Below are 20,104 nucleotides of genomic sequence, written 5' to 3' on the forward strand. Positions count from 1 at the left end.
ACAGTAAGAGAGTGAGTAGAGCAGCAGAGGACAGGAATTTCTCCCTGTCCTCTGTCCCTTATCCCGCAATGATTTGAAATACGCTACGCTCAAATGGTTCAATCTGCTCTATCGCGTTCCTCATTAGGGTCAGAACCCTCAAAACCATCCTCAAGGACTTCCTCATCTTCGGTTTCCCATTCCTCGGAATCTTCCTCACCATAATCATAATCGTCCAGACTGTCATTGCCCTTGGTCTTAGGCTTATTCTTAACGAGCTTCAAGTAGGCAAATACGCCACCGCCGCCCAGCAGAGCCAGCAGAAGGATCAGCGCAGCCGGGTTCAGTCCGGCAGGCTTCTCTTTTTCCGGCTCCGATGTTTCTGCCGGAGGTTCCGGTGCTTTTCCCGTACATTTACTCTTATCAGTTACACAGACCGGACAGGCCGTATTGACTGCCCCTGCTTCACATTTCTTCGTGCAACTGCACACCGCAGGCGGCTCCTCTTTGGGTTTTCCATCCTCCATCAGCGCCATCAGGTCCGCTTCATCCACCTGGTTCAGAAAGTGAACAGCAGTCTTTTTATCCTCATTGGCCCTGTCGATCAGGATATAAAAATAGTTGCCTGCCTTGGTGGTAACGGTAATGAGCTGCTTGTTGCCACCAAAATCATCCACCAGAGCGGCGTTGCCATCCGGGGTCAGCGGAGGTGCTTTTTCCGTTTCTTCCACCACCACATTGCTGTCATTGGTGGTATCCTCTGCCGGGGGCGGCGCTGCGCCCTGGGCAAAAGCGGGAACAGTAAAGCCCGATGCCAGCACCAGCGTCAGGCAAAGGGCGGAAAGTGTTCGGAGCAATCGTTTATTCCTCATAGCTGTTTTCCTCCTGTTCGTTGTTGTCATCAGCCAATCTGCCGGGAACTGTGCCGCCGGACAGCATGGCGCTCAGCTGAGCCGGGGTCATACGCAGTGCGCGCACCATCTGGACGATCTCCAGATTTTCTGCCTCGGTTTTCTGTGCCTCCAGCGCCTTGAGCTTTTCCTGATATTCTGCGATCTTCTTGTGGACCTTTGTAATCTCCTGATCAATGCGTTCAATTTTGTTCTTTGCCATCGTCTATCACTCCTTCTAAAAAATCTCTGTTACCAGTTCATTAGGCCGTAGCCTTTGATACTCTGATAATTCAGGTCATAACTTTTGATCTTGCAGGCATCGCCGGAATTTCCCTCCACGGTATAAACACGGCTGCCATCGGTGCCGACAAAAATTCCCACATGGTCTGCGGAACCATCCAGATCCCAATCGAAGAAAATGGCATCACCGGGGGCAATGTTTTCATATCCTCGTGCGCCCCACTGTCCATGAGACTGGAACCACGGAACGCCCTGAGACTGACAACCAGCAAAGCGTGGTTCCGTTCGACCGGATTGACCATAGCACCATGATACAAAGCAGGCACACCATTCCACACGGGAGTCAAAGCCGTACCAGCTCCAATAAGGTTGTCCTCCCACATTGCCCACCTGACTTTTCGCCAGTTCCACCAGCTGCGGATTGCCGGGGCGGGAGCCATTGATAAATTCAACACCAGTCAAATCTTCAGAAACACCTGTATCGGGAGAACCGCCACCAAACAACAGCGGCTTATTGCCCATAGTCTGTCGGTAGACCTGGTACATCTCCATCTGCTCCGGAGTCAGTAGTTCTGGCGCAAGAGAGGCAATGGAACGGCTCGTTAAAGTTACATGGAGAATACGATATTCATATTCATGCTCATCCCCATCTTCGTCAGTGTAAGTGCGAATCTGAATTTCTTCTCTCAGCGTGAGCTGATACTGTGCATCAAACACACGACTCAACTCTGCCTGTGCGCTGTGGCGTGTATAGCCTTGCAAGACAGCAGAGAGAACTGCCGCCAGCTCATGGGGGTCATGGCCAATCATATCCAGGTTATAGCGATACTCGTCATACCCTGGGTGGCTGCTTTCGATGTTGTCGATTTTCTCCTGCAACCGAGCTTCTCTGTCTGCATAATCTGCCTCCACCGCCAGCATTTCCGGGTCATCCGATGGATAGGTAGTGCCGGAAATTACAGAACCAATACTCTGTGCCATCATAGAGCAGGAGGACATGGTATTCATCAGCATACAGGCGATGAGGAACAAAACCCCTGCGATCAGGAAGCCCTTCTTGTGGCGCATGACGAATGCCCCTGCCTGCTGTGCCTTTTCTTTTACCGTCCTTGCGGCTTTTCCGGTTTTGGACGCAGCCTGGGCGGTATTTCCGGCAGTCTGACCGGTGCGCTTGGCGACGGCATACTGCTTTTTGATACTCTGTTTTTGCTGCCAGCGGGAGAGAGGGTTGCTGGCAAACTGAGGATTTTCCCGTAGGGACTTCTGGTACAGGGCATTTACATTTGCCTTTTCCAGCTTCTGCTCGGCCTGGGCTGCTTTGCGGTACGGCTTCAGCTTGTGGCTGCGATAGCCCTCCCGCACCAGATAAGCGCTGGTCTCCACCGCCTCCTCGGACTTGTGGGCGCTTTCCACACCCACATTGTCCTGTTCTGTTTCCCGGATCTCTTTGTGAAACTTGCCCGCGACCAGATGGACGGGAGCTTCCTTAACCCCTTGAGAAAGTTTGGAAGGTGGTTTTTTCTTGTCCTCAAAGGTCAGCTTCGAGGTCTTTTTCCCGGTGTCCGGGTCAATGACCGTCTGTCTGACTTTTTTCTTTGGAATATTGGCCTGCGCCTTATCTGCTCTGGCCGTAGCTTTCTCCGTTTTGCGGATCGGCTTTTCCAGTGCAGGGTCAGCCCGTTCCTCATCAGTAAAGCGCAGGCGCGGCTCTTTATTCAAACCAATCACCCATTAGGATAGCATCCATCATGTGGTGCAGCTCCACATAGAGGGCCAAACCTTCCGGATCATATAGCGGATGCACGGTGAGATACGCATGGACTTGCGCCAGAATCTCAGAGAGCATTGTGATAGGTCTGCACCCTACAATGGTTGCTGCACCAGGGGCACACATCATATTCGCCCAAATCGAAAAGAGACGGGCAAGACCAATTTCGCCATCCTCATTCAAGGTTTTGAGTTCTTTGTCAGCGGTACGACACTCAACAACAGCGGAGGCCATTACCGGAAGCAACATGAATTCGTGAGCCTCCAATGCCTCACGGAAAAAAATCATGGTATCAAGTTCGCAAATATTCTGTTTCATAGTTATTCATCCTCCTTTTTCAGTTCCTGGGGTTTGGTGGTCATAATGCGGTAAAGCTCAGTATTCTTCGGGAAGTGGTCAACGAAGGGCAGGATGGTGGAGCCATAGAACAGCAGGCCCTCGCCCTCACCGGAGTGGGTCACATAGCTAAGCTGGTGCGTGGAAATGCCCAGCTGCTTGGCGAGAATCTGACGGTCTCCGCCTGCCTGGTTGAGCATATACACGAAGTCGGAGTTTTCAAAGATGTTCTCCACCTCGCGGCTACTCAAAAGGTCTTTGACATTCTGGGTGATACCTGTCGGAATACCGCCCCATTTGCGGAATCGCTTCCAGATTTCCACCGTATAAGCGGCGGTCTGCTCCTCCTTCAAAAGCAGGTGCATCTCGTCGATGTAATAACGGGTGGACTTGTGGGCAGCGCGGTTAATGGTAACGCGGTTCCACACCTGATCCTGGACCACCAACATACCGATTTTCTTGAGTTGCTTGCCCAGCTCCTTAATGTCATAGCAGACAATGCGGTTATTGATGTCCACATTGCTCTGGTGATTGAACACATTGAGGGAGCCGGTTACATAGATTTCAAGGGCCGTGGCGATATACTGGGCTTCCTTTTCCTCCTGTGAACGGAGCAGGTTATATAGGTCCTCCAAAACCGGCATATTCTCCGGGCGCGGGTCATTGAGGTAAGTCTGATAGACCAGGCGCACACAGCGGTCGATGATGGTTTTCTGCACCGGCTGCAAGCCCTCCTTGCCGCCCACGATCAGCTCACACAGGCTGAGAATGAAGTCGTACTTGAGGGACAGCGGGCTTTCATCATCCGAATAGTCCAGGTTCAAATCCATGGGGTTGATGTAGTTGGTGGAAGTAGGCGAAATCTTAATGACCTGCCCATGCAGACGCTCCACCAGAGGGGCGTACTCTGCCTCCGGGTCGCAGATGATGACATCATCCGAAGTGAGCAGGAAACTGTTGGCGATCTCTCGCTTGGCGCTGAAGGACTTGCCGGAACCCGGCGTACCGAGAATCAGGCCATTGGGGTTCTTCAGCAGCTTGCGGTCCACCATGATAAGGTTGTTGGACAGGGCGTTGATGCCATAGTACAGCGCTTCTTTGCCGTTCTGGAATAATTCCTGGGTGGTAAACGGCACAAAGATCGCCGTGGAACTGGTGGTCAGCCCCCGCTGAATCTCGATCTGATTGAGACCCAAAGGCAGGCAGCTCATCATCCCTTCTTCCTGCTGGAAGTCCAGACGGGTCAGCTGGCAGTTGTATTTCTGCGCGATGGAGCTTGCCTGAAACACATTGTTGTCCAGCTGGCGGGGATTGTCTGCCGTGTTCAGCACCAGGAAGGTCACAAGGAACATTCGCTCGTTGCGGCTCTGCAAATCCTGCAAGAGCTTTTTGGCCTCGACACCATAAGTGGCAAGGTCGGAAGGGATGATGTCCATGTCATATCCGGCACGGACAGCTTTTTTCTGTTCCTCAATTTTGGATTTATCCAGATCGGTGATTTTCCGCTTGACCGTCTTGATGGCCTTGATCTGATCCACCGACTGGATGTGCAGGCTGACGATCAGCGAGCTTTCCATGTCCAGAAAATCAGCCAGCATCCGGTCATTCAACTCTGGGGCCAAAATTTGTACGAAGCTGACGGCTCCGTACTTTTTACCCATGCGGAACTGCTTGCCGGTGCGGAACTCAAAGGAGCTGGGGGCGATAAAGTCCTTGGTGGACAGGCCGCTGGTGGGGAGCCAGTCCCACTCAAAACGGAACGGCAGCTGCTCATCCATGTGGAAGATACCATGCAGCTGGGCAAGCCGCGCCTTTCCGTCCAGCGTTTCCGCCGCCACACCCAGCCGCTTGAAGTTATTGAGAATGTCGGTCTCAATGCGCTCCAAACGGGGCTTGGCCGCCTTGATGCTGTCCGCGTCAATGCCAAAGGTGAGATACTTGGTTTTGATAAGGCCGTTGTTGCCCTTTGCCAGCTGGTTTTGCAGCATGGTGGTGTACTCCACCCGGATGCTGTCAAAATCGTCCCTTTGAAGGGGGATGTTGATGGCGCGGGCAAAGGTTTCCTCCGATGCGGCAAGGTTCAAAAAAGACAGCTCAAACTGAATCGAGCTGTCGAAGTAGTTGAGGAAATCGCACCAGCCCTCGAAGATCGCGGTTTTATCCTCGTTCTGTGAAAGCTGATAGTTGATGTCCTGAAACTGAATGGTTTTTGTGTAGTGACCGTCTGATACCCGGCAGATCCCGTCCGGCCACATCCGTTCATAAGGGATACTGTCCTGCGCGGATTTTTCCTTTTTGTCCGTGCGATTGGCGCGGGCAATGGCAGCTTCAATCTGCTTTCTGTCGGCGCGGGACAGCTTTTTCTTTGTTTTGACCGGCTGCACAGCTTTTTCCTCGGTTTTTCCGAACATCCGATGCAGCCATTTTTTTATTGCGGTGAACAATGTCATACACCTCCTTATCGAGCATTTCCTGCCGCTTTAATACGGCATAAAAGTTGTTGGTCTGGTAAGGTCGCTGCTTGGGACGGATCACAGCTACTTTGAGAATGTTGCCCACGATCTTTTCCAGGGGCTGTCCATGCTTTTCGTACATAGCCAGCATAAAGAAGGGCAGCATAACCAGTATCATACACATAGCCGCTACACTGTTTCCGGTAGGTTTTCTGAGCAAAAAGAAAAGCGGTACGCCAATAAGCGCTCCGCCCGTGAAGCAGATAAGCTGCCGCTTGGTCAGATTGAACATGACCTTTGTTTTGACTTTTGTTAAGTCCTTGGGTACGGGTACATAAGCCACAATTACACGCTCCTTTCTGACAGCACCTGATAAATCCCTTGCATGATGTAAGCAACACAGGGAACAGCCACGCTGTTTCCTAACATCTCATATCTCTTTGAATCACTGATTATCCCATGCTCAAAATCGTATGCGGTCCATCCATCCGGGAATCCCTGCAACCGCTCACACTCCATAGGGGTTAGCCGACGCACAATATATTTTCTCTCCGGTTGGGCGACCAACGCTCCGCAAGGTTGATATGCCATAAGAGTTGGAGCCAATTCCTCCTGATACCCTATACTGCCGGCCGCACTTCCTGCTTTATAGCGGAAACCGGCGCTGACCATGGCGGGCGGAGATTGTGACATAGCAGCTATGATTGGCAGATTTCCGTGTGTCTGGCTTCGCAGAGTAGGAGAAATATTACTGCGCTCCACGCTCATAGAAGCTCCGCCCTGGTCGTTGAGTATGACAAGCGGCGCAACAACCGCATGACGGTCTGCCCCTGTCAGGGTATAAGAAATGTCACTTTGGTATCCAGCTCCATTTCCACCGTTATGCGGCTGGCGTCCAATGATATTGCCCACAATGCAGTACACTTCGGTATCGCTCAAATATCGGTCTTGCGGGACTGTTCCTCCAGCGCTGCTTGCAGCAAAGGAGGTAAGTGCTTGCCGCGGCGTTCCGCCCGATTCAAAATACCCTCGCAGGCTTTTGGGGATAAAAAGTATTTGTCCGGCGCATTTTCCTCTAAAATCAGCGACAAGGAACACGCGCCTGCGTCGCTGTGCTGTTCCGAAATATTGGGCGTCGTACACGCACCAAGCGAGATCAATTCCTCGGCTTCGTACCATTCCGGCGTTGGCCCATCGCCCAGAATAAGGCATTGGAACCGGGGTTTCTGTGAACGCTTGCAGCACAGCCGCAAAGTCACATCCTCCTGCGGATGACAAAGCTCCGGGGACGTTTTCCCATATTGCGATTTGCGGATATTGTCCATGTGTTACCTCCTGCATTTCTCGAATAATACGGATTGCTTCAGAAAACAACCCGCTACGCTCATCTGCTAACCCTAACCTGCGTCCGCTGATGGATAGCCCCTGACAGGGTGAACCAAAAGTGATGATGTCCACAGGTGGCAGCTTGCGTCCGTCCAGTTTTGTAATATCTCCTACATGGACCATTTCTGGAATATGCCGTTTTGTGACCGATATGGCTGTCGGCAGAACTTCACTTGCCCAGACAGGACGGATTCCATAAAATAAGGCGGCATAGGGGAAACCCCCTATCCCGTCAAAAAGTGTTCCTAAAGTTATCTCTTTCATAATGTACCTCCCAGCAATGGTTTAATGAGCCTGAAAGACTGATTTTGCGAGACTGCCGGTTTTGAACAGCGTAAAACATAGCAGTACGGTGTAGCCCACGCAGCTCCAGATCGCCATGATGATGTCATCTTCCAGAGCGATGTTCTGCACCAGCACAGCATAAATTGCCACGCAGACGATGATGAGAAACGCCTGAAAGCCCAGCGCCAGCAGGGAGCGCAGATAGTTCTGGCCCATGCCGCCCCATTCCTTGCCCATCATGGCAGCCATGGGGATGGGCGCAACGGATGTCACAAGGTAAATTTCAATCATACGGCCATAAATCACGATAAAGATACAGATATACAACGCCCACATGGTAATGCCAATAAAGAGGGATTGGAACCACAGTCCGAACAGCGGTCCCAGATCCATTTCCATCAGCCTCGGTTCCAGATCGGTCATAACTGAGGAAATGTCAATGGACGCATCCGAATTGATAATCCCTGCCGCCTGCGCCACTACGCTCTGCGCCATATCAAAGACGCCCATCACGATATTCCATGTATTTGTGACAATGAGGATGGCAGCGGCTGATTTGAACACCCACTTGAAAATCATCCAGGTGTCCACATCATGCAGGTTGTTCTTGTCTGCGATCATCTGGATCAGGTCTACGGTCATCACGATAGCCAGGATCACGCCTGCAATCGGCACCATGATGGAGTTGGACAGATTCTCAATCATGCTGAAAATACTGCCATTCCATCCCTGTGGGGTCTGGCCTACCTGTACGGATATATCCGCGACCTGCTGGTTTACACTGTCAAACATCCCCGAAAGGTTGCTCATAATGCCGCCCACCAGCATTTCTTTCAGCCAATTTGTCAGGGCTTCAAGTAAGAAATCCATACGGTGTCAACCTCCTTTCCGCCGCCCCCGCAAAACTGCGGGAGCGGCAAGGATTTCATACGGAGACGCTTAGACAGAGAAAAGCCCGGAGAGCAGAGGTACAAGGACCATGCCTACCACGGCTACACCAGCACCGGCCATGAGCTGCTTCATGCCCTGGCTCTTGGCGCCGGGGTTGTCGTTGCCGTAACCTTCCAGCAGGTTGATAACGCCCCAGATACCGAGACCGGCACCGAGCGCGATAACGAGGGTCTGAAGAACGGTGATTGCCTGTTCAAAAAATGCCATATAGTTTGTTAGCCGGAATCTGATTAAAAAATAGGTTTGTCATGTTTCATAGGCATACAAAAGCCGGAACAATCTGCCGCCCGGTTTCCGGGGGCATGATTCCGGCTGTCCTCCTTTTTCATTATTTTTTCTCGCGATTGTCCGCTTTGTACGCCAATGGCCCATAGAGGGCAGATGCGGCGAATAGATAAGATCACTCCCTTCTAAAGCGGAACGAAATTAAGCGCCCTTTGTGTCTACTTCATATACATCGCAGACCTCATTGGGCTTGAGTTTCAGCCTTGCGGACAAGAATGCTTCAATATCAAAAGCGTTCTTGTCATCCGCGTCGGCAGTGTACTTGAAATTGGGGTGCTTGGTGATGTCGTACTTATCCGAAAGGAAAGGACGCACACCGCGCAGCTGGAGGATACACTTGCCGCCATCCATAACAGCAAGCTCATCCTGGCTCATCAGCTCTTTCCCCAATTTTTGATAGTTGAGTGAATGGGATGTTTCCCTCCCACGGCTCTCTCCGGTGTTGTAGGTGTCGATGGTTTCCTTACCCAGCACGGCGGCCAGCTCCTTGAGAGTGGTCGGCTCCTTACCGCCCAGAAAGATGGAAGTATCCATGTTTCCGATAATGGTATCTGCGTTATCCTTATAAATCGCCTTGAGCTGACTCTGCGCCTGCAACACCAGACAGGCGGAGATCTCACGGCTTCGGATGGTGGCCACCAGCTTTTCCAACTTGGGTATCTGGCCAATGTTGGCGCACTCGTCGATCAGACAGCGCACATGAACCGGCAGTCTGCCGTCGTACACATCGTCGGCCTTTTCGCAGAGCAGGTTAAACAGCTGGGTATAACACATGGATATAAGGAAATTAAAGCTGTCATCAGTGTCACTCATGATGAGGAACAGGGCAGTTTTCCTGTCTCCCAGAGTATCCAGCTCCAGCTCATCATAAGCCGTGACCTCACGCAACTCTGCAATGTCGAACACGGCAAGGCGAGCGCCGCAGGAAATCAAAATCGACTTGGCTGTTTTTCCAGAGACAAATTGTCAAGGACTTTTTAATCAAATTCACAAAAAATCTACAAAAAAGGTGCCAGAAGCATTGTATGGCTCCTGACACCTCGTTTGATAGATTACATTTTTCCGTTCAGCAGGTCTTTGCAGAGATACGCGTAGTCTGGCAGCTGGTTGATATATGACTCCCAGCGCCGCTTGATTTCGGCCAATTCCAGCGGGTCGGCTGCTTCCAGTGCATGATCGTTGCCCGTCATATACAAAACATCCGTAGCAACATCGTCCAAACACCTGCCGCAGAGATCGGCGGCTGATTCTATCCTGATACCGGTATCCACATAAAGCGGATTTACGCCAATCGTCAGCCAGACATAGCCCACCTTGTCCGACCAGAGCAGTTCAAAATCGGGGCTTTGCCGCAGATGTTCCGCAAAGACTTCCTTTACTCGCTCAATTTCATGTTTCTCTTTTTCTGTGTAAAGCATTTTTGTGTCCTCCTTGACAAAAATTTTGGTGCATACCATCATCAGTTTAGCACAAGGCGGCTTCGTTTATCAGTCTGTCACATCTGCTGAATTTCATTTTTGAGCATACGCTTGATTTTATCGCTCATGGTTTCTGTGCTGGTATTGCTGAAATGGACATGAACCTTGTAGGTCGTCTTACCGATTTTCTTTACCATCGCCGGCGTGTTTTCCGGCGCTCTGGACGCAGTAACGGCGTCTGCCACCTGCATAGTACGGGGTTCTTTGTTCATGGCGCTCCTTTCTCCGAACGGGTCTGTGCCGCCCGGTAAAAAATCAGTCGTGCTTACTGTTTACAATGTCTTTTGCTGTCTGTCGGGTAGCACCGGCATTTTCTTCCCGAAAATTCTTCCCGTCAAAGAGGATCGGCGCACACCGTTCCAAAATACGGTCATAGATACGGGCGTGGGCCAGATCAGGCGGGTTTTTCAGCTCGGACAGTTTCAAGTTTGTTGTGATAATCATGGGTCTGCGGCTGCGATAGCGGCTGTCAATGACGAAAAACATCTGCTCCATAGCATATTCGGTACTGCGCTCTACACCCAAATCGTCAATGATAAGCAAGTCATACTCATCAAAGCTGGCAATAAACTCCGACCTGTCCTCAGCGAACATCCCGGTCAGGCGGTTCAGAATGGTGGGAAAGTTCGTCATCAGCACCGGCACATCCTGGTCAAGTAGAGCGTTGGCAATACATCCGGCGAAAAAAGACTTGCCGGTTCCCACATCTCCAAACAGCAAAAGCCCGATATTGCTCTTATATGCCTCTTTCCAGTTCTCCACATAGGCATGAGCCTTGTCCATCAATGGGTTTTGCCCGTTATCATTGGAAAATGTGTAGTCGTACAGATAACGGTCTTGCAAGCCCTGTGCCTTTCGGCGTTTGATACGCTCCATACGGCGCTGCCGTTCTTCAGCAGCCTTGCGCTGCTCCTCAGCTTCCCGCTGGCACTGGCAGATGCAACGCGGCATAAAGTAGCCGGATTTCCCAAAGCATGGCACAACGGTCTGCCTCTGGCCGCCGCATTTCTTACAGTGAATGAGCCCGTCTGACAAGTCTATATACTCGTCCTCAGCCAATTCCACACCGGCAGCTGCCTTGTCGATGAACGCCCGGATTTCTGCGGTAATCTCAATCATACAGTTTCATCCTCCTTTACGCTGTAATCCCGGTTGCGTGAGGGTGTGACAGTTTTTTTAGCGTCCTCACCGGCCCAGCGCCGGATGGTCGCTGCATGGCTCTGATAACGCTTGCCGGTAGAAGCCATGTACTCGGACAGTTTTTCGATGTACTGTTCCCATACAGCAGGAAAACTGGCCTGCAAGTCAGCCAGTTCTTCATCCGTCAGGAAAATATTCTGGTAACGGCCATAGGTGTGGGAAGGGTGCCCCATTTCAGGGCGTACCTTCTCTATCTCTCTCTTTATCTTTATCTCTTTCTCTAACTCTATCTCTATCTCTGGTGGACGAATGTCGGACAAATGTCCGCCACTTGTCCGGAGCGCAGAAAGAGCCTTATTTTGAAGCCTTGCAGCCCGCTTTCGCTCAGCCTCGGTAGAGGACTGGCCGATTAAAAGTTCGATGTTGCTCATGTAGAATGTGCCGCTGTCCAGCACTTCCACAAGACCCAGCTTCAAAAAGATTTGCAAGGCTCTCTCCACAGTGCCGATCTGCTGGCGGGTGATGGTGGCGATTATCTGCGCCGTGTAAGGAATGTCCTCGTCAAGCTGGAGCCGCCCGCCATGTTTCAGCGATTTCAGATACAGCTTGAGCAGAATGTTAGAATACAGCACACCGTCCTGCATACTTTCCAGCAGCACGATAGAATCATCGTCAAAATAGTTTTCTTTGAGTTTCAGGTAATAATATTTTCGATTGTCTGACATAGGGTTCCTCCTTGGGGATTCTCTTGGGATTCTGTACGCATTTTAAGGCTATTTTAGGAGTCAGAGGATAAATCTATCAGCCTGCCTTTGACACCCTCGAAAAAAGCCTTGATTTACAAGGGTTTTTCAGCCCCTAAAGCGTGACATTTCTCCCGTTGTTTCCGCTTGCGCTTTGCGGCGTTGATCCGCTTCATGCGCGCGGCACATTCCGGGCAATATTTGGCCCTGTTAGAACCGGGGGTAAACAGCGCCCCACATACAGCGCATTTCTTCGCATTCAGTCGGTGGAACAGCGCCGTTTCCAGTTCCTTATCCTGCGGCAATACCGCCGCCCGAAACCACCTGCACAACAGGGAGTAGGAAATGGACTGGACACAGATGCATTCCTCCCCATCGTCCAGGGCGATACAGTTTCCGTCAATGTAGTTACAGCACTCATGCACCAGCCTCCGCGCTCTGCGGTACTGGCGGTAATCCATGACAGGGATAGGTTCAGTCTTGTTGTTCTTCATAAATGATTTCTTTCATAAAGCGTGTAACCTCCTCGAATGAATTTATTGTTAAATATTCGTGCAAAGTATTGTTTTCTTCGTGCAAATGGCATATACTATAATTGCCAGCAGAAAGGGGTTGATCGTATGGCTGGAAATACCACAAACATCAGTATCCGCATGGACGCAGATTTGAAAGCGCAGGCGGACGCACTGTTTACTGAACTTGGCATGAACCTGACTACGGCGTTTAACATCTTTGTGCGCCAGTCGCTTCGTGAAGGCGGCATTCCCTTTGAGGTAAGGCTGGAACAGCCGAACAAAGAAACGGTTGCTGCCATGCTGGAAGCGGAAAGGATTGCAAAAGACCCGTCTGTAAAGGGCTACAATGACCTTGACGAGTTGTTTGCTGACCTGAAAAGATGAAAGAAACCAAATATACCGTCAAGTACACGACCAGTTTCAAAAAAGACTACAAACGAGCCATAAAGCGTGGCTTGAAGATTGAGCTGCTGGAGCAGGTCGTAGCATTGCTGGCAATGGGCGAACCGCTGCCGGATAAGAACCGCGACCATGACCTGTCCGGCGATTGGGCAGGCCATCGGGAATGTCATATTCTCCCGGACTGGCTGCTTGTCTACCGCATAGAGGATGATGTTCTGGTGCTGACGCTGGCCCGCACCGGCACACACAGCGACTTGTTCGGCAAATAAACAGTCTGCCGCCGTATGGGGAAACCTGTACGGCGGTTTTTCTGTATGCAAAGGTATGTCGTGAAACGCGACACACTTGACAGGGGTACGCCAAAACGCGGTAGCCTTTACCGCTCCGGCCCACGGTCGTGAGACTTGTCCCTTTCCTGTCGGGACAGCTGCTCGGCGGTTTTGCGGAGCCGTTCCACTGCTTTCAAATCCTCCCTCATGGATTTCATGGCAAGCGTGTCCGTCTGCTTTCCGGCGGTCAGCTGGTCGATCTCCCGCTGCCATGCCTTCGGGGTGATCCCCTCGCCGCTGTCTTTCAGTTCTTTCAGATACCAGGCTGCTGCGTCATACAGGATCAGTTCCCGGCTGTGGCGCTGCTCAAACTGTTCCCGCTTTTCCGGCTTTACTTTGGCAAGCTGTTTGTGGATGGGCTTGTACTGGTTGTACTGTTCCCACATCTCCCCGCGTTCGGTAAGAATGGCGATCCGGCGCTCAGCCTTGACAATCTTTCCGCGAAGGTCATAGTAACGGCTGTTCATATCAGCGATTTTTTCATGAAGCTGCTGCATAGACTGGATGCCGTTTGCCTGTAAAAAGCTGAATAGTGCAGCGCTTTCCTGCAAAGCCCGGATTTTGCCGGTGCGGGTGCGGGGAGTGTTCAACTGCTGCTGGGCCTCCCACAAAGCAGTCAAGCTGCTTTGCTGTGTTTGTGGTTTTTCCGCTTCGTCTTTCGACCAGCGATAAAGACGGGTAATGCGGGCTTTAATTTCTTTCAGCAGTTTGTTGTCGGCGACGATCTGTCGGTTTACTTCCCCCTTGTCGGTGCGGATACCGCGCTTTTCCATTTGGCTGGCAGCTGGCCCCAGATGGACAGAGGGAATTTTATCAATGCCCTGCCGCTTGTAACTGCGGTGGTCAATGCGCTCCGGTCTACCGGCAGATTCCAGCGCCCGGTTGGTGTAGGCTGTCCACGCTGCCCGCCAAATCTCCACATTTCCTTTATCGTTCCAGTCGGTCGTATCCTCCCGATGATTTTTCCAGCCGCCTTTCCCATCCGGGATACGCTGTCCATTCTCGTCCAGATCGTATGCCTTGCGGCACTTTGCGCCCCACTGTCCGTTTTCTTTCAGAGGCCGGAGCGTCAGCATGATATGGACATGAGGGTTGCCGGTTCCCTTGTCATGGATGGCAAAGTCGGCGCACATTCCTTTGTCTACAAAATTGTCCTTCACATAGGCACGCACAAGGGCAAGCTGTTGTTCGCCGGACAGTTCACGGGGCAGGGCTGCCTCGATCTCACGGGCAAGCTGGCTGTCCCTTGCTTTCTCGATTTGCTCCACGCTGTTCCAGAGGATAGAACGGTCTGCAAATTCTGGCGGGGCGTGGGCAGGCAGCATGATCTCCGCATGGACAATGCCGCCTTTCCGGGTGTAGTCGTGGGTCATTCCATCCCATTCATTTGTCAGCTTGGTTCCGCTGCGGTAAGCAGCTGCGGCAACGGCAGAACGGCCTGCGCTGCGCTTGATGATACTGACGGGGATATGACAGAAATCTATGGGGAACACCTCCTTTCAGTGAGGGGGATAGCAGGCTCTGTGGAGCCGGACAAATGCAAAGCGGGTGTCCGACGACTGCGCAGAGCGCACAAGGGGTTTGGGGAGCGTAGCTTCCCATCGCGGACGAAGTACGCAACGCCCCCGGCAGGGCGCACAGCACCGGCAACGGTGTATAAGTGCGCCCTTGTAAACAAGGGACTTATGGCGTGTCCCCGGATTTTGGCAGGTTTGCAGTTAATTCCGCAGCCCCCGGAAGATGGGACAGGGTAATCAGAAATGCTTTGACCTCTGCGCCGGAAAGGTTGGAAGCCAGTGGGAAAATCCCCTCCAAAATGGCTCCGCGCTCAATCAGGCGGCGGGTGCGAACCCTGCGTTCTTCGTTCCGCTGCTTGTTCTCCAAAATCTTCTTGCGGTTTTCAAGCTGCCGGATCTCCTTCAGGACTTCCTCCCGTTCTTCTTTTTGTGGGTGGGCTGTAATTTTTTCGTTCATGTCAGGCACCTCTTTTCTTTGGAAATACTCATAGATTGACCGTCCATTTCTGTCGAGCAAAGTACCGGCGCAGTCTCCGCAGTGCGGCATGGATGGATTTTCCCGCCTGTGCTGGCGTGATACCCTCCATTGCGGCAATATCTTTCACTTTCATACCCAGCATATAGCGGGCGTGAACACGGCGAGCCTGCATAGGCGGCAGGGAGGAAATGGCTTCATACAATCGCCGTATCAGTTCTTCGTATTCGGCTAATTCTTCTTTTTCTATCAGGTAGTCCTCCGGCGATGGCTGCGCCCAGCCGATGGCGGCATTTTCGATTCCATCGTTACAATCGAGGGAATAAAACGCCTTATACCGGAACATCTTGCGATCTCTGGCGGCCTCGGCTCTCTTGTCCAGAAGAAACGCTTCGACGATCTCATCGGACACCTCCACAAAAATGTCCTCTTTGCAAAATGGATAATATTGTTTGAGATTGATGGTCTGCATAGGCATGCCCTCACTCTGTTTGGAAAAAGCCATCATAGCAGCGGCGCATATTCCGCAGACCTCGACGGATGGCAACGCTGACCTTGCTGCTGTGGACGCCCTCTATCCGAGAGATTTCCGGCTGCTTGATACCAGCAATGTAGTAGGCGTGAACACGGCGGGCCTGTGTCGGAGTGGCATGAGCCAGAGCCACCGGCAAAGCTGCAATTAGGTATAGGCGGGTGGTCATTTCTTCTCGTTCCAGCAAAATATCTTCCGGCGATCTGCTGTGTTCCAGTGCGTAATTTTCCAGCCAGCTGTATGCGTCCAGAGAGTAGTAGGCGCGGTGGTAGACTTTCCGACGCTCATAGTTCTCCATCTCCCGCTTGGCCTGATACATCGCTGCCCATACCTCGTCCGTAACATCCACAAACTCGTCATGCCGGTAGTGGGGATACATCCACCGCAGATTGATTGTTTTCATAGGCTTACCTCCTGAAAATCGGAGAGGCGGACAGCTCGTCCGCTGTCCGCCCCTCGCTGAGATAAGGGAAATGATCCCTTTCACTTGGTAGCCAGAAAACAGGTCATTCGTTAAGCCTGTTCTCAAAGAAATTTATAAATTTTTTTCTGACCGCCTCCACACTTTGATACACAGCCACTTTGGAGCAGCCGCACAGCACACCAATCTCTGCAAGGCTCAGCCCGTCAAGCGCATAGAGCAGGAACCGGCGGCGCTGGGCCTCGGTACAGGTGTCCAGAACAGCCATCAGCTCATGCAGCGTTTCCATGCGGCAAAGGTATTCCTCCGGCGTTTCGCCGTAGACCCCTACACCCTCGGTGGTAATGATGTACTCGTCAAACTCCCGGCCATCCCAATGCCGCCGCTGTTCATGGAACAGGTTCTCCGTTTTATGATCGGCCCGGTCAAGAAATTCATAGACTTCCAGCGTAACCTCCACGGCCACAGCTTGTCCGTTATAATTGATGGTAACTTCCATCTGTCTTTCCTCCATTCAGATTTTTTTGGTAAATCTGAATGGGGCGGCGGAGAACGGCACTGGGGCCAGGGTTCGGGCCATGCTGGCCCGATGTTTCGGCTCCATAGGGACAAAAAAGCGCCCGGACGGCATAAAGCCATACGAGCGTAATAGAGTATATTTTGCTGTTTAGTTACATGGTATAGTGCATACTTCTGACCGCATTGCTCCGCTGCTGGGAACAGGCTTTTTTTAGCTGGTGCAGGTCATGGGGACTGTGAAAAAAGGCAAAAATAGACACGGCGGCAATCCTCCTATGTGCCGCCGTGGATTTACACGGTGTTAGGTCGTCGTTAGATTGGGATAGACGAAAAGAAACGGCGGCTCTGATCTTCTCAAAGCCGCCGCTTCATAGGCGCGTGGAAATGTGTCTGCTGTACGACGGCTTTTTTCTTTTGCCGTCGTGCGGCAGAATGTTATTCAATATTCAATTCAATGTTTCCAGTAAAGTCCTCACACTCAATGCCGATATAATTTCCACCATCAGGAAGTGTAATTGTGTCACTATAAGTTCCGGTTGTTTCAATCAAAGTGACTGCTTCATCCGATCCAGAAATCCAAAATACTTTTGCAGTACCTTCCGTAACCTCCAAAGTGCAGTCAATAGACAGCTCCTTACCGGCTTCTCTTTTTATGGAAGTTCCTCCGAACACATACTCTGTATCTGAAAAATTCTCATAATCAGCCGTATAAGTTCCCGTATAATCATCGATCCCTTTTTCTTTTGTTCCTTCCAAAGATAACTTTCCTGTAAGCTCTATGGTTCCAGCTGACTGAACGATATTATTATAATGATCGAGAATTTCATCTTTTGAACAGCCAGAAAGCATAAAACTTCCAAAAAGAACAAATGCCAATGCTAAAACTGTTTTCTTCATAAAATCATCACCAGCCTTTCTTTGGTGCTACCTTTTTGGCCTTTTTCTTTGTTTGGGTTGCTTCTCGCTCTTTCATGCACAAAATCAAGATGGCAGAAATAACAACAGCAAGCACAAGACTGCAAGAACAGGTTCCGATATTCCAGTTGACTGCGGTATCATAGCTACGGTAGCCTACCATTCCGAGACTTGCGGTAATCGGATAAAGGTTTGCTAATGTCATATTTCCTGCGGCAAACATCCCTCCATATCCATAGACAAAAGCAATGATTACACCGACTAAAAAGCTGCCCGCCCTCCGACAAGTAAGAGCGATAATCGGCAGAACCGCAAGATATAAAAAGAAATTAACCGCGGTAATCTGCAAGGTTGCTTTTAGTGCTAAGGAAATTTCAAAGCCGGGAAATCCCACAATCATTTCTGCTATGATTGTAAACAGGCTGCATATCAGCCCGAAAATAATAGACAATACGCCGCACACAATCAATTTCCCGGTCAGCAGTTTCTTAAAAGAGATCGGCACAGTCAGAATATTTTTCAATGTGTCATCCGTCTGCTCACGAGAAATCATATATCCAGCAATTAGGCTGATACACATCGGAAAAATCATGGACATATTGTTTTTGATGACCTGTTCTGTAAGATAGGCGAAATCCCAAACGGAACCATCATTCGCCATAGAGGTAAACAAGGTCAGCAAGACGGATAGGAGCATGAGCGCAACACCCGCCCAAAGGATATGATACCTTTTCAATTTATAAAATTCTGTTTTTACAATGCGAACCATGTTTATTCCCCCCTCTGCTTATATAATCTGTCAATCAGTAAGAACGAAACTAATGCCATGATCCCAAGAATGAATACAACTTGAAATGTTGAAGGAATTAGCCCTGTCATTTGCTCCAAGTCCATTTTTATTCCATGAGCCGCCATATCTCCTGCACTCCAAAATGTAGTCAGTGGCGTGGGCAGAAGCCATAACATGGTTTTAGGCAGTGTGTCAAACAATGCCGTAGCACTCATGTTCAGAACGCTGTAAAAGACACACAGCAAAATGGAAAAAACATAGGTCTTACTGAAAAAGACAACAAGAACAATCAACGGGAGTGTTCCTGCCGTAATGAAAATTCCTGTTTCAACTGCTAAAAACAATTTATAGCCTGTTCCATAAACTTCTAATGTTCCAAATCCGCAAAGAATTGTTGCAATGGTAGAAGCCACACAAAAAACAATTCCAAAGAGAAACAGGACAACAATTTTTGCAAGCACCATTTGCGTGCTGGTTACGGGAATTGTACGCAGATTTTTGAATGTGTCGTTGTCGCGTTCCATAAAAAACAGGATAGCGGCAATCACACCGATAATGCAGGGCAATAAAAACTGGATACCATATCCTAACACCATGTTAAATAGTCCGTCGAAAGCATCTGCCTGATCCGTATATCGCTCCATCATAGAGGGCGTTGTCATCAGATAAGTCAGCGGGATTGGAAACAGAAAAGCAGCCAGAATAATCAGCGGAATAAATTTCTTCCGTTTCAATTTCAAAAATTCGCATTTGATTAGTTTAAGCAATTCCTTCGCCCCCTGTCACACGCTTGAAGTAATCTTCAAGACTTTCTTCACAAGTATGCGCCTCCGATACCTCCAATCCATTTTCTACAAAGGCAGTTACAATTTTCCCCACAGGCAGATCAAGGTTGTGCAGGCGCAGATTGTGGTCGTCCTGTATAGAGAAATGGTTTTCATGGAAATTTCGTTCCAAAATTCTTGCCGCCTGCGCAGTATCAGAGAGTGTAAACCGGATATGCTTACTACTTTTTTGCTCCAACTCAGCAAGGCTTTCTTCTTCCAGCAATGCACCGTGGTCTATAATTCCAATATCGTCAGCCAGCAAGGAAATCTCCGAAAGAATGTGACTGGAAATCAAAATGGTTTTTCCTCTTGCGTCGCAAAGCTCCCGAATAAAGGAGCGTACCTCCGCAATACCGATGGGATCAAGACCGTTGATCGGCTCATCCAAAATTAAAAGTTCCGGATCGTGCATAACAGCAAGGGCGATGGCAAGCCGCTGCTTCATACCAAGAGAATACTGGGAAAAGAGCTTTTTATCTTTGTAGGGCAGTCCTACCAAATCCAGAGCGTCTTTGATGGCATGATTGTTTGGTACGCCCCGCAGAGTAGCAAAGATACGCAGGTTCTCTGTGCCGGTCAGATTGGGATAAAAGCCGGGGGACTCAATTAGGCTGCCGATACGGGGCAGCAATTTCTTTTCATTCCCCTGCAAAGATTTTCCCCAGATTTTGACCTCACCGGAGGTCGGCTTCGTTAAGCCCAACAACATTTTCATAGTAGTGGTTTTTCCGGCTCCGTTTCTGCCCAGCAGACCATAAATTCTCCCACGCTTCACATGGATATTTAAGTCAGCCACACTCTTTTGTGAGCCGTATTGCTTCGTCAGATTTTTTGTTTCAATGATGTAATTTGTATCCATATTCAAAACCTCCTGTTCTGTAAGGTATTCTATCACGCCAACCTTGCATTAACCTTGCCGCAACCT

At 50.4% G+C, this 20,104-nt stretch carries 25 protein-coding genes and 1 pseudogene; 2 read left to right on the forward strand and 24 right to left on the reverse strand.

The genetic code is table 11. The features are described from left to right. Nucleotides 1-98: 98 nt before the first annotated feature. The 15 genes and pseudogenes from FGS84_RS20680 to FGS84_RS20750 all read right to left on the reverse strand — a co-directional run bounded on the left by FGS84_RS20680 (nt 99) and on the right by FGS84_RS20750 (nt 12,431). The gene (locus FGS84_RS20680; protein ID WP_050005934.1) at nt 99-851 is read right to left on the reverse strand and encodes a DUF4366 domain-containing protein; all 753 of its coding nucleotides are present in this window, start codon (nt 849-851) and stop codon (nt 99-101) included. Beyond that, complete coding sequence (locus tag FGS84_RS20685; protein ID WP_006777707.1) at nt 841-1,092, reverse strand: DUF4315 family protein; 252 nt, start codon at nt 1,090-1,092, stop codon at nt 841-843. Before FGS84_RS20685 ends, FGS84_RS20680 begins: the two co-directional genes overlap by 11 nt. A 29-nt stretch (nt 1,093-1,121) precedes the next feature. Then, nucleotides 1,122-2,831, reverse strand: coding sequence for a CHAP domain-containing protein (locus FGS84_RS20690; RefSeq protein ID WP_118524100.1), 1,710 nt, complete (start codon nt 2,829-2,831; stop codon nt 1,122-1,124). Next, on the reverse strand, nt 2,824-3,198 hold the full coding sequence (locus tag FGS84_RS20695) for a DUF3851 family protein (protein WP_002569211.1): 375 nt from the start codon (nt 3,196-3,198) through the stop codon (nt 2,824-2,826). The genes FGS84_RS20690 and FGS84_RS20695 overlap by 8 nt, the downstream gene beginning before the upstream one ends. Before the next feature lie 2 nt (nt 3,199-3,200). Beyond that, nucleotides 3,201-5,600: a VirB4-like conjugal transfer ATPase, CD1110 family gene (locus FGS84_RS20700; protein WP_138310254.1), complete on the reverse strand. Its 2,400-nt coding sequence runs from the start codon at nt 5,598-5,600 to the stop codon at nt 3,201-3,203. Continuing rightward, complete coding sequence (locus FGS84_RS20705) at nt 5,545-6,012, reverse strand: PrgI family protein (protein ID WP_006776397.1); 468 nt, start codon at nt 6,010-6,012, stop codon at nt 5,545-5,547. Before FGS84_RS20705 ends, FGS84_RS20700 begins: the two co-directional genes overlap by 56 nt. A gap of 2 nt (nt 6,013-6,014) precedes the next feature. Beyond that, nucleotides 6,015-7,319, reverse strand: coding sequence for a DNA (cytosine-5-)-methyltransferase (dcm, locus tag FGS84_RS20710; RefSeq protein WP_006776398.1), 1,305 nt, complete (start codon nt 7,317-7,319; stop codon nt 6,015-6,017). 21 nt (nt 7,320-7,340) lie between these two features. Then, nucleotides 7,341-8,210 carry a VirB6/TrbL-like conjugal transfer protein, CD1112 family gene (locus FGS84_RS20715; RefSeq protein ID WP_118749555.1) on the reverse strand — a complete coding sequence of 290 codons (870 nt, stop codon included), beginning with the start codon at nt 8,208-8,210 and terminating at the stop codon, nt 7,341-7,343. A gap of 69 nt (nt 8,211-8,279) precedes the next feature. Further along, a complete protein-coding gene (locus tag FGS84_RS20720) occupies nt 8,280-8,498 on the reverse strand; it encodes a Maff2 family mobile element protein (protein ID WP_003525154.1) in 219 nt (72 codons plus the stop codon). A gap of 219 nt (nt 8,499-8,717) precedes the next feature. Beyond that, a pseudogene (locus tag FGS84_RS20725) lies at nt 8,718-9,533 on the reverse strand (TraM recognition domain-containing protein); the annotation flags it as partial. 95 nt (nt 9,534-9,628) lie between these two features. Then, nucleotides 9,629-9,994: a hypothetical protein gene (locus tag FGS84_RS20730; protein ID WP_007860222.1), complete on the reverse strand. Its 366-nt coding sequence runs from the start codon at nt 9,992-9,994 to the stop codon at nt 9,629-9,631. A gap of 77 nt (nt 9,995-10,071) precedes the next feature. After that, nucleotides 10,072-10,266, reverse strand: a complete 195-nt coding sequence (locus tag FGS84_RS20735; protein ID WP_002596333.1) for a transposon-encoded TnpW family protein — start codon at nt 10,264-10,266, stop codon at nt 10,072-10,074. A gap of 43 nt (nt 10,267-10,309) precedes the next feature. Further along, nucleotides 10,310-11,173: an ATP-binding protein gene (locus tag FGS84_RS20740; RefSeq protein ID WP_007860224.1), complete on the reverse strand. Its 864-nt coding sequence runs from the start codon at nt 11,171-11,173 to the stop codon at nt 10,310-10,312. Continuing rightward, entirely contained in the window at nt 11,170-11,919 is a 750-nt protein-coding gene (locus FGS84_RS20745; RefSeq protein WP_007860225.1) for a phage replisome organizer N-terminal domain-containing protein, read from the reverse strand. The genes FGS84_RS20740 and FGS84_RS20745 overlap by 4 nt, the downstream gene beginning before the upstream one ends. A gap of 113 nt (nt 11,920-12,032) precedes the next feature. Beyond that, the gene (locus FGS84_RS20750; protein ID WP_007860226.1) at nt 12,033-12,431 is read right to left on the reverse strand and encodes a cysteine-rich VLP domain-containing protein; all 399 of its coding nucleotides are present in this window, start codon (nt 12,429-12,431) and stop codon (nt 12,033-12,035) included. A gap of 126 nt (nt 12,432-12,557) precedes the next feature. Between FGS84_RS20750 and FGS84_RS20755 the strand changes: the two genes are divergently transcribed. Together FGS84_RS20755 and FGS84_RS20760 are read left to right on the forward strand one after the other, a co-directional pair. Continuing rightward, on the forward strand, nt 12,558-12,836 hold the full coding sequence (locus FGS84_RS20755; RefSeq protein ID WP_005924829.1) for a type II toxin-antitoxin system RelB/DinJ family antitoxin: 279 nt from the start codon (nt 12,558-12,560) through the stop codon (nt 12,834-12,836). Beyond that, nucleotides 12,833-13,123: a type II toxin-antitoxin system YafQ family toxin gene (locus tag FGS84_RS20760; RefSeq protein ID WP_002596328.1), complete on the forward strand. Its 291-nt coding sequence runs from the start codon at nt 12,833-12,835 to the stop codon at nt 13,121-13,123. The genes FGS84_RS20755 and FGS84_RS20760 overlap by 4 nt, the downstream gene beginning before the upstream one ends. Nucleotides 13,124-13,230: 107 nt before the next feature. Here FGS84_RS20760 and mobQ read toward each other — a convergent pair whose 3' ends face one another. The 9 genes from mobQ to FGS84_RS20805 all read right to left on the reverse strand — a co-directional run bounded on the left by mobQ (nt 13,231) and on the right by FGS84_RS20805 (nt 20,038). Beyond that, on the reverse strand, nt 13,231-14,676 hold the full coding sequence (mobQ, locus tag FGS84_RS20765; protein ID WP_076917517.1) for a MobQ family relaxase: 1,446 nt from the start codon (nt 14,674-14,676) through the stop codon (nt 13,231-13,233). Nucleotides 14,677-14,866: 190 nt separating this feature from the next. Next, nucleotides 14,867-15,157, reverse strand: coding sequence for a DUF3847 domain-containing protein (locus FGS84_RS20770; RefSeq protein ID WP_007860237.1), 291 nt, complete (start codon nt 15,155-15,157; stop codon nt 14,867-14,869). A gap of 28 nt (nt 15,158-15,185) precedes the next feature. Next, nucleotides 15,186-15,647 (reverse strand): sigma factor-like helix-turn-helix DNA-binding protein, encoded by a 462-nt coding sequence (locus tag FGS84_RS20775; protein WP_007860238.1) that lies wholly within the window; start codon nt 15,645-15,647, stop codon nt 15,186-15,188. A 10-nt stretch (nt 15,648-15,657) separates the two neighbouring features. Further along, entirely contained in the window at nt 15,658-16,110 is a 453-nt protein-coding gene (locus FGS84_RS20780; protein WP_021413289.1) for a sigma-24, read from the reverse strand. Nucleotides 16,111-16,213: 103 nt separating this feature from the next. Then, nucleotides 16,214-16,627 carry a sigma factor-like helix-turn-helix DNA-binding protein gene (locus FGS84_RS20785; RefSeq protein ID WP_007860240.1) on the reverse strand — a complete coding sequence of 138 codons (414 nt, stop codon included), beginning with the start codon at nt 16,625-16,627 and terminating at the stop codon, nt 16,214-16,216. Nucleotides 16,628-17,082: 455 nt separating this feature from the next. Continuing rightward, nucleotides 17,083-17,544, reverse strand: coding sequence for a hypothetical protein (locus FGS84_RS20790; RefSeq protein WP_007860242.1), 462 nt, complete (start codon nt 17,542-17,544; stop codon nt 17,083-17,085). A gap of 7 nt (nt 17,545-17,551) precedes the next feature. Further along, on the reverse strand, nt 17,552-18,331 hold the full coding sequence (locus FGS84_RS20795; protein ID WP_006874367.1) for an ABC transporter permease: 780 nt from the start codon (nt 18,329-18,331) through the stop codon (nt 17,552-17,554). 2 nt (nt 18,332-18,333) lie between these two features. After that, nucleotides 18,334-19,119 (reverse strand): ABC transporter permease, encoded by a 786-nt coding sequence (locus FGS84_RS20800; protein WP_007860246.1) that lies wholly within the window; start codon nt 19,117-19,119, stop codon nt 18,334-18,336. Next, the gene (locus FGS84_RS20805; protein WP_007860248.1) at nt 19,112-20,038 is read right to left on the reverse strand and encodes an ABC transporter ATP-binding protein; all 927 of its coding nucleotides are present in this window, start codon (nt 20,036-20,038) and stop codon (nt 19,112-19,114) included. The genes FGS84_RS20800 and FGS84_RS20805 overlap by 8 nt, the downstream gene beginning before the upstream one ends. Nucleotides 20,039-20,104 lie beyond the last annotated feature (66 nt).

Origin of the sequence: Clostridium sp. 1001271st1 H5 (assembly GCF_005845215.1) — a bacterium.
GTDB lineage: Bacteria > Bacillota > Clostridia > Lachnospirales > Lachnospiraceae > Enterocloster.

What these genes read in the sequence shown, in the direction of transcription:
- FGS84_RS20685 (WP_006777707.1), bottom strand. Translation starts at nt 1,092, where the DNA reads ATGGCAAAGAACAAAATTGAACGCATTGATCAGGAGATTACAAAGGTC.
- FGS84_RS20790 (WP_007860242.1), bottom strand. Translation starts at nt 17,544, where the DNA reads ATGAAGAAAACAGTTTTAGCATTGGCATTTGTTCTTTTTGGAAGTTTT.
- dcm (WP_006776398.1), bottom strand. Translation starts at nt 7,319, where the DNA reads ATGAAAGAGATAACTTTAGGAACACTTTTTGACGGGATAGGGGGTTTC.
- FGS84_RS20780 (WP_021413289.1), bottom strand. Translation starts at nt 16,110, where the DNA reads ATGAAAACAATCAATCTGCGGTGGATGTATCCCCACTACCGGCATGAC.
- FGS84_RS20795 (WP_006874367.1), bottom strand. Translation starts at nt 18,331, where the DNA reads ATGGTTCGCATTGTAAAAACAGAATTTTATAAATTGAAAAGGTATCAT.
- FGS84_RS20740 (WP_007860224.1), bottom strand. Translation starts at nt 11,173, where the DNA reads ATGATTGAGATTACCGCAGAAATCCGGGCGTTCATCGACAAGGCAGCT.
- FGS84_RS20785 (WP_007860240.1), bottom strand. Translation starts at nt 16,627, where the DNA reads ATGGAAGTTACCATCAATTATAACGGACAAGCTGTGGCCGTGGAGGTT.
- FGS84_RS20750 (WP_007860226.1), bottom strand. Translation starts at nt 12,431, where the DNA reads ATGAAGAACAACAAGACTGAACCTATCCCTGTCATGGATTACCGCCAG.
- FGS84_RS20760 (WP_002596328.1), top strand. Translation starts at nt 12,833, where the DNA reads ATGAAAGAAACCAAATATACCGTCAAGTACACGACCAGTTTCAAAAAA.
- FGS84_RS20695 (WP_002569211.1), bottom strand. Translation starts at nt 3,198, where the DNA reads ATGAAACAGAATATTTGCGAACTTGATACCATGATTTTTTTCCGTGAG.
- FGS84_RS20745 (WP_007860225.1), bottom strand. Translation starts at nt 11,919, where the DNA reads ATGTCAGACAATCGAAAATATTATTACCTGAAACTCAAAGAAAACTAT.
- FGS84_RS20770 (WP_007860237.1), bottom strand. Translation starts at nt 15,157, where the DNA reads ATGAACGAAAAAATTACAGCCCACCCACAAAAAGAAGAACGGGAGGAA.
- FGS84_RS20775 (WP_007860238.1), bottom strand. Translation starts at nt 15,647, where the DNA reads ATGCAGACCATCAATCTCAAACAATATTATCCATTTTGCAAAGAGGAC.
- FGS84_RS20805 (WP_007860248.1), bottom strand. Translation starts at nt 20,038, where the DNA reads ATGGATACAAATTACATCATTGAAACAAAAAATCTGACGAAGCAATAC.
- FGS84_RS20680 (WP_050005934.1), bottom strand. Translation starts at nt 851, where the DNA reads ATGAGGAATAAACGATTGCTCCGAACACTTTCCGCCCTTTGCCTGACG.
- FGS84_RS20735 (WP_002596333.1), bottom strand. Translation starts at nt 10,266, where the DNA reads ATGAACAAAGAACCCCGTACTATGCAGGTGGCAGACGCCGTTACTGCG.
- FGS84_RS20730 (WP_007860222.1), bottom strand. Translation starts at nt 9,994, where the DNA reads ATGCTTTACACAGAAAAAGAGAAACATGAAATTGAGCGAGTAAAGGAA.
- FGS84_RS20715 (WP_118749555.1), bottom strand. Translation starts at nt 8,210, where the DNA reads ATGGATTTCTTACTTGAAGCCCTGACAAATTGGCTGAAAGAAATGCTG.
- FGS84_RS20755 (WP_005924829.1), top strand. Translation starts at nt 12,558, where the DNA reads ATGGCTGGAAATACCACAAACATCAGTATCCGCATGGACGCAGATTTG.
- FGS84_RS20720 (WP_003525154.1), bottom strand. Translation starts at nt 8,498, where the DNA reads ATGGCATTTTTTGAACAGGCAATCACCGTTCTTCAGACCCTCGTTATC.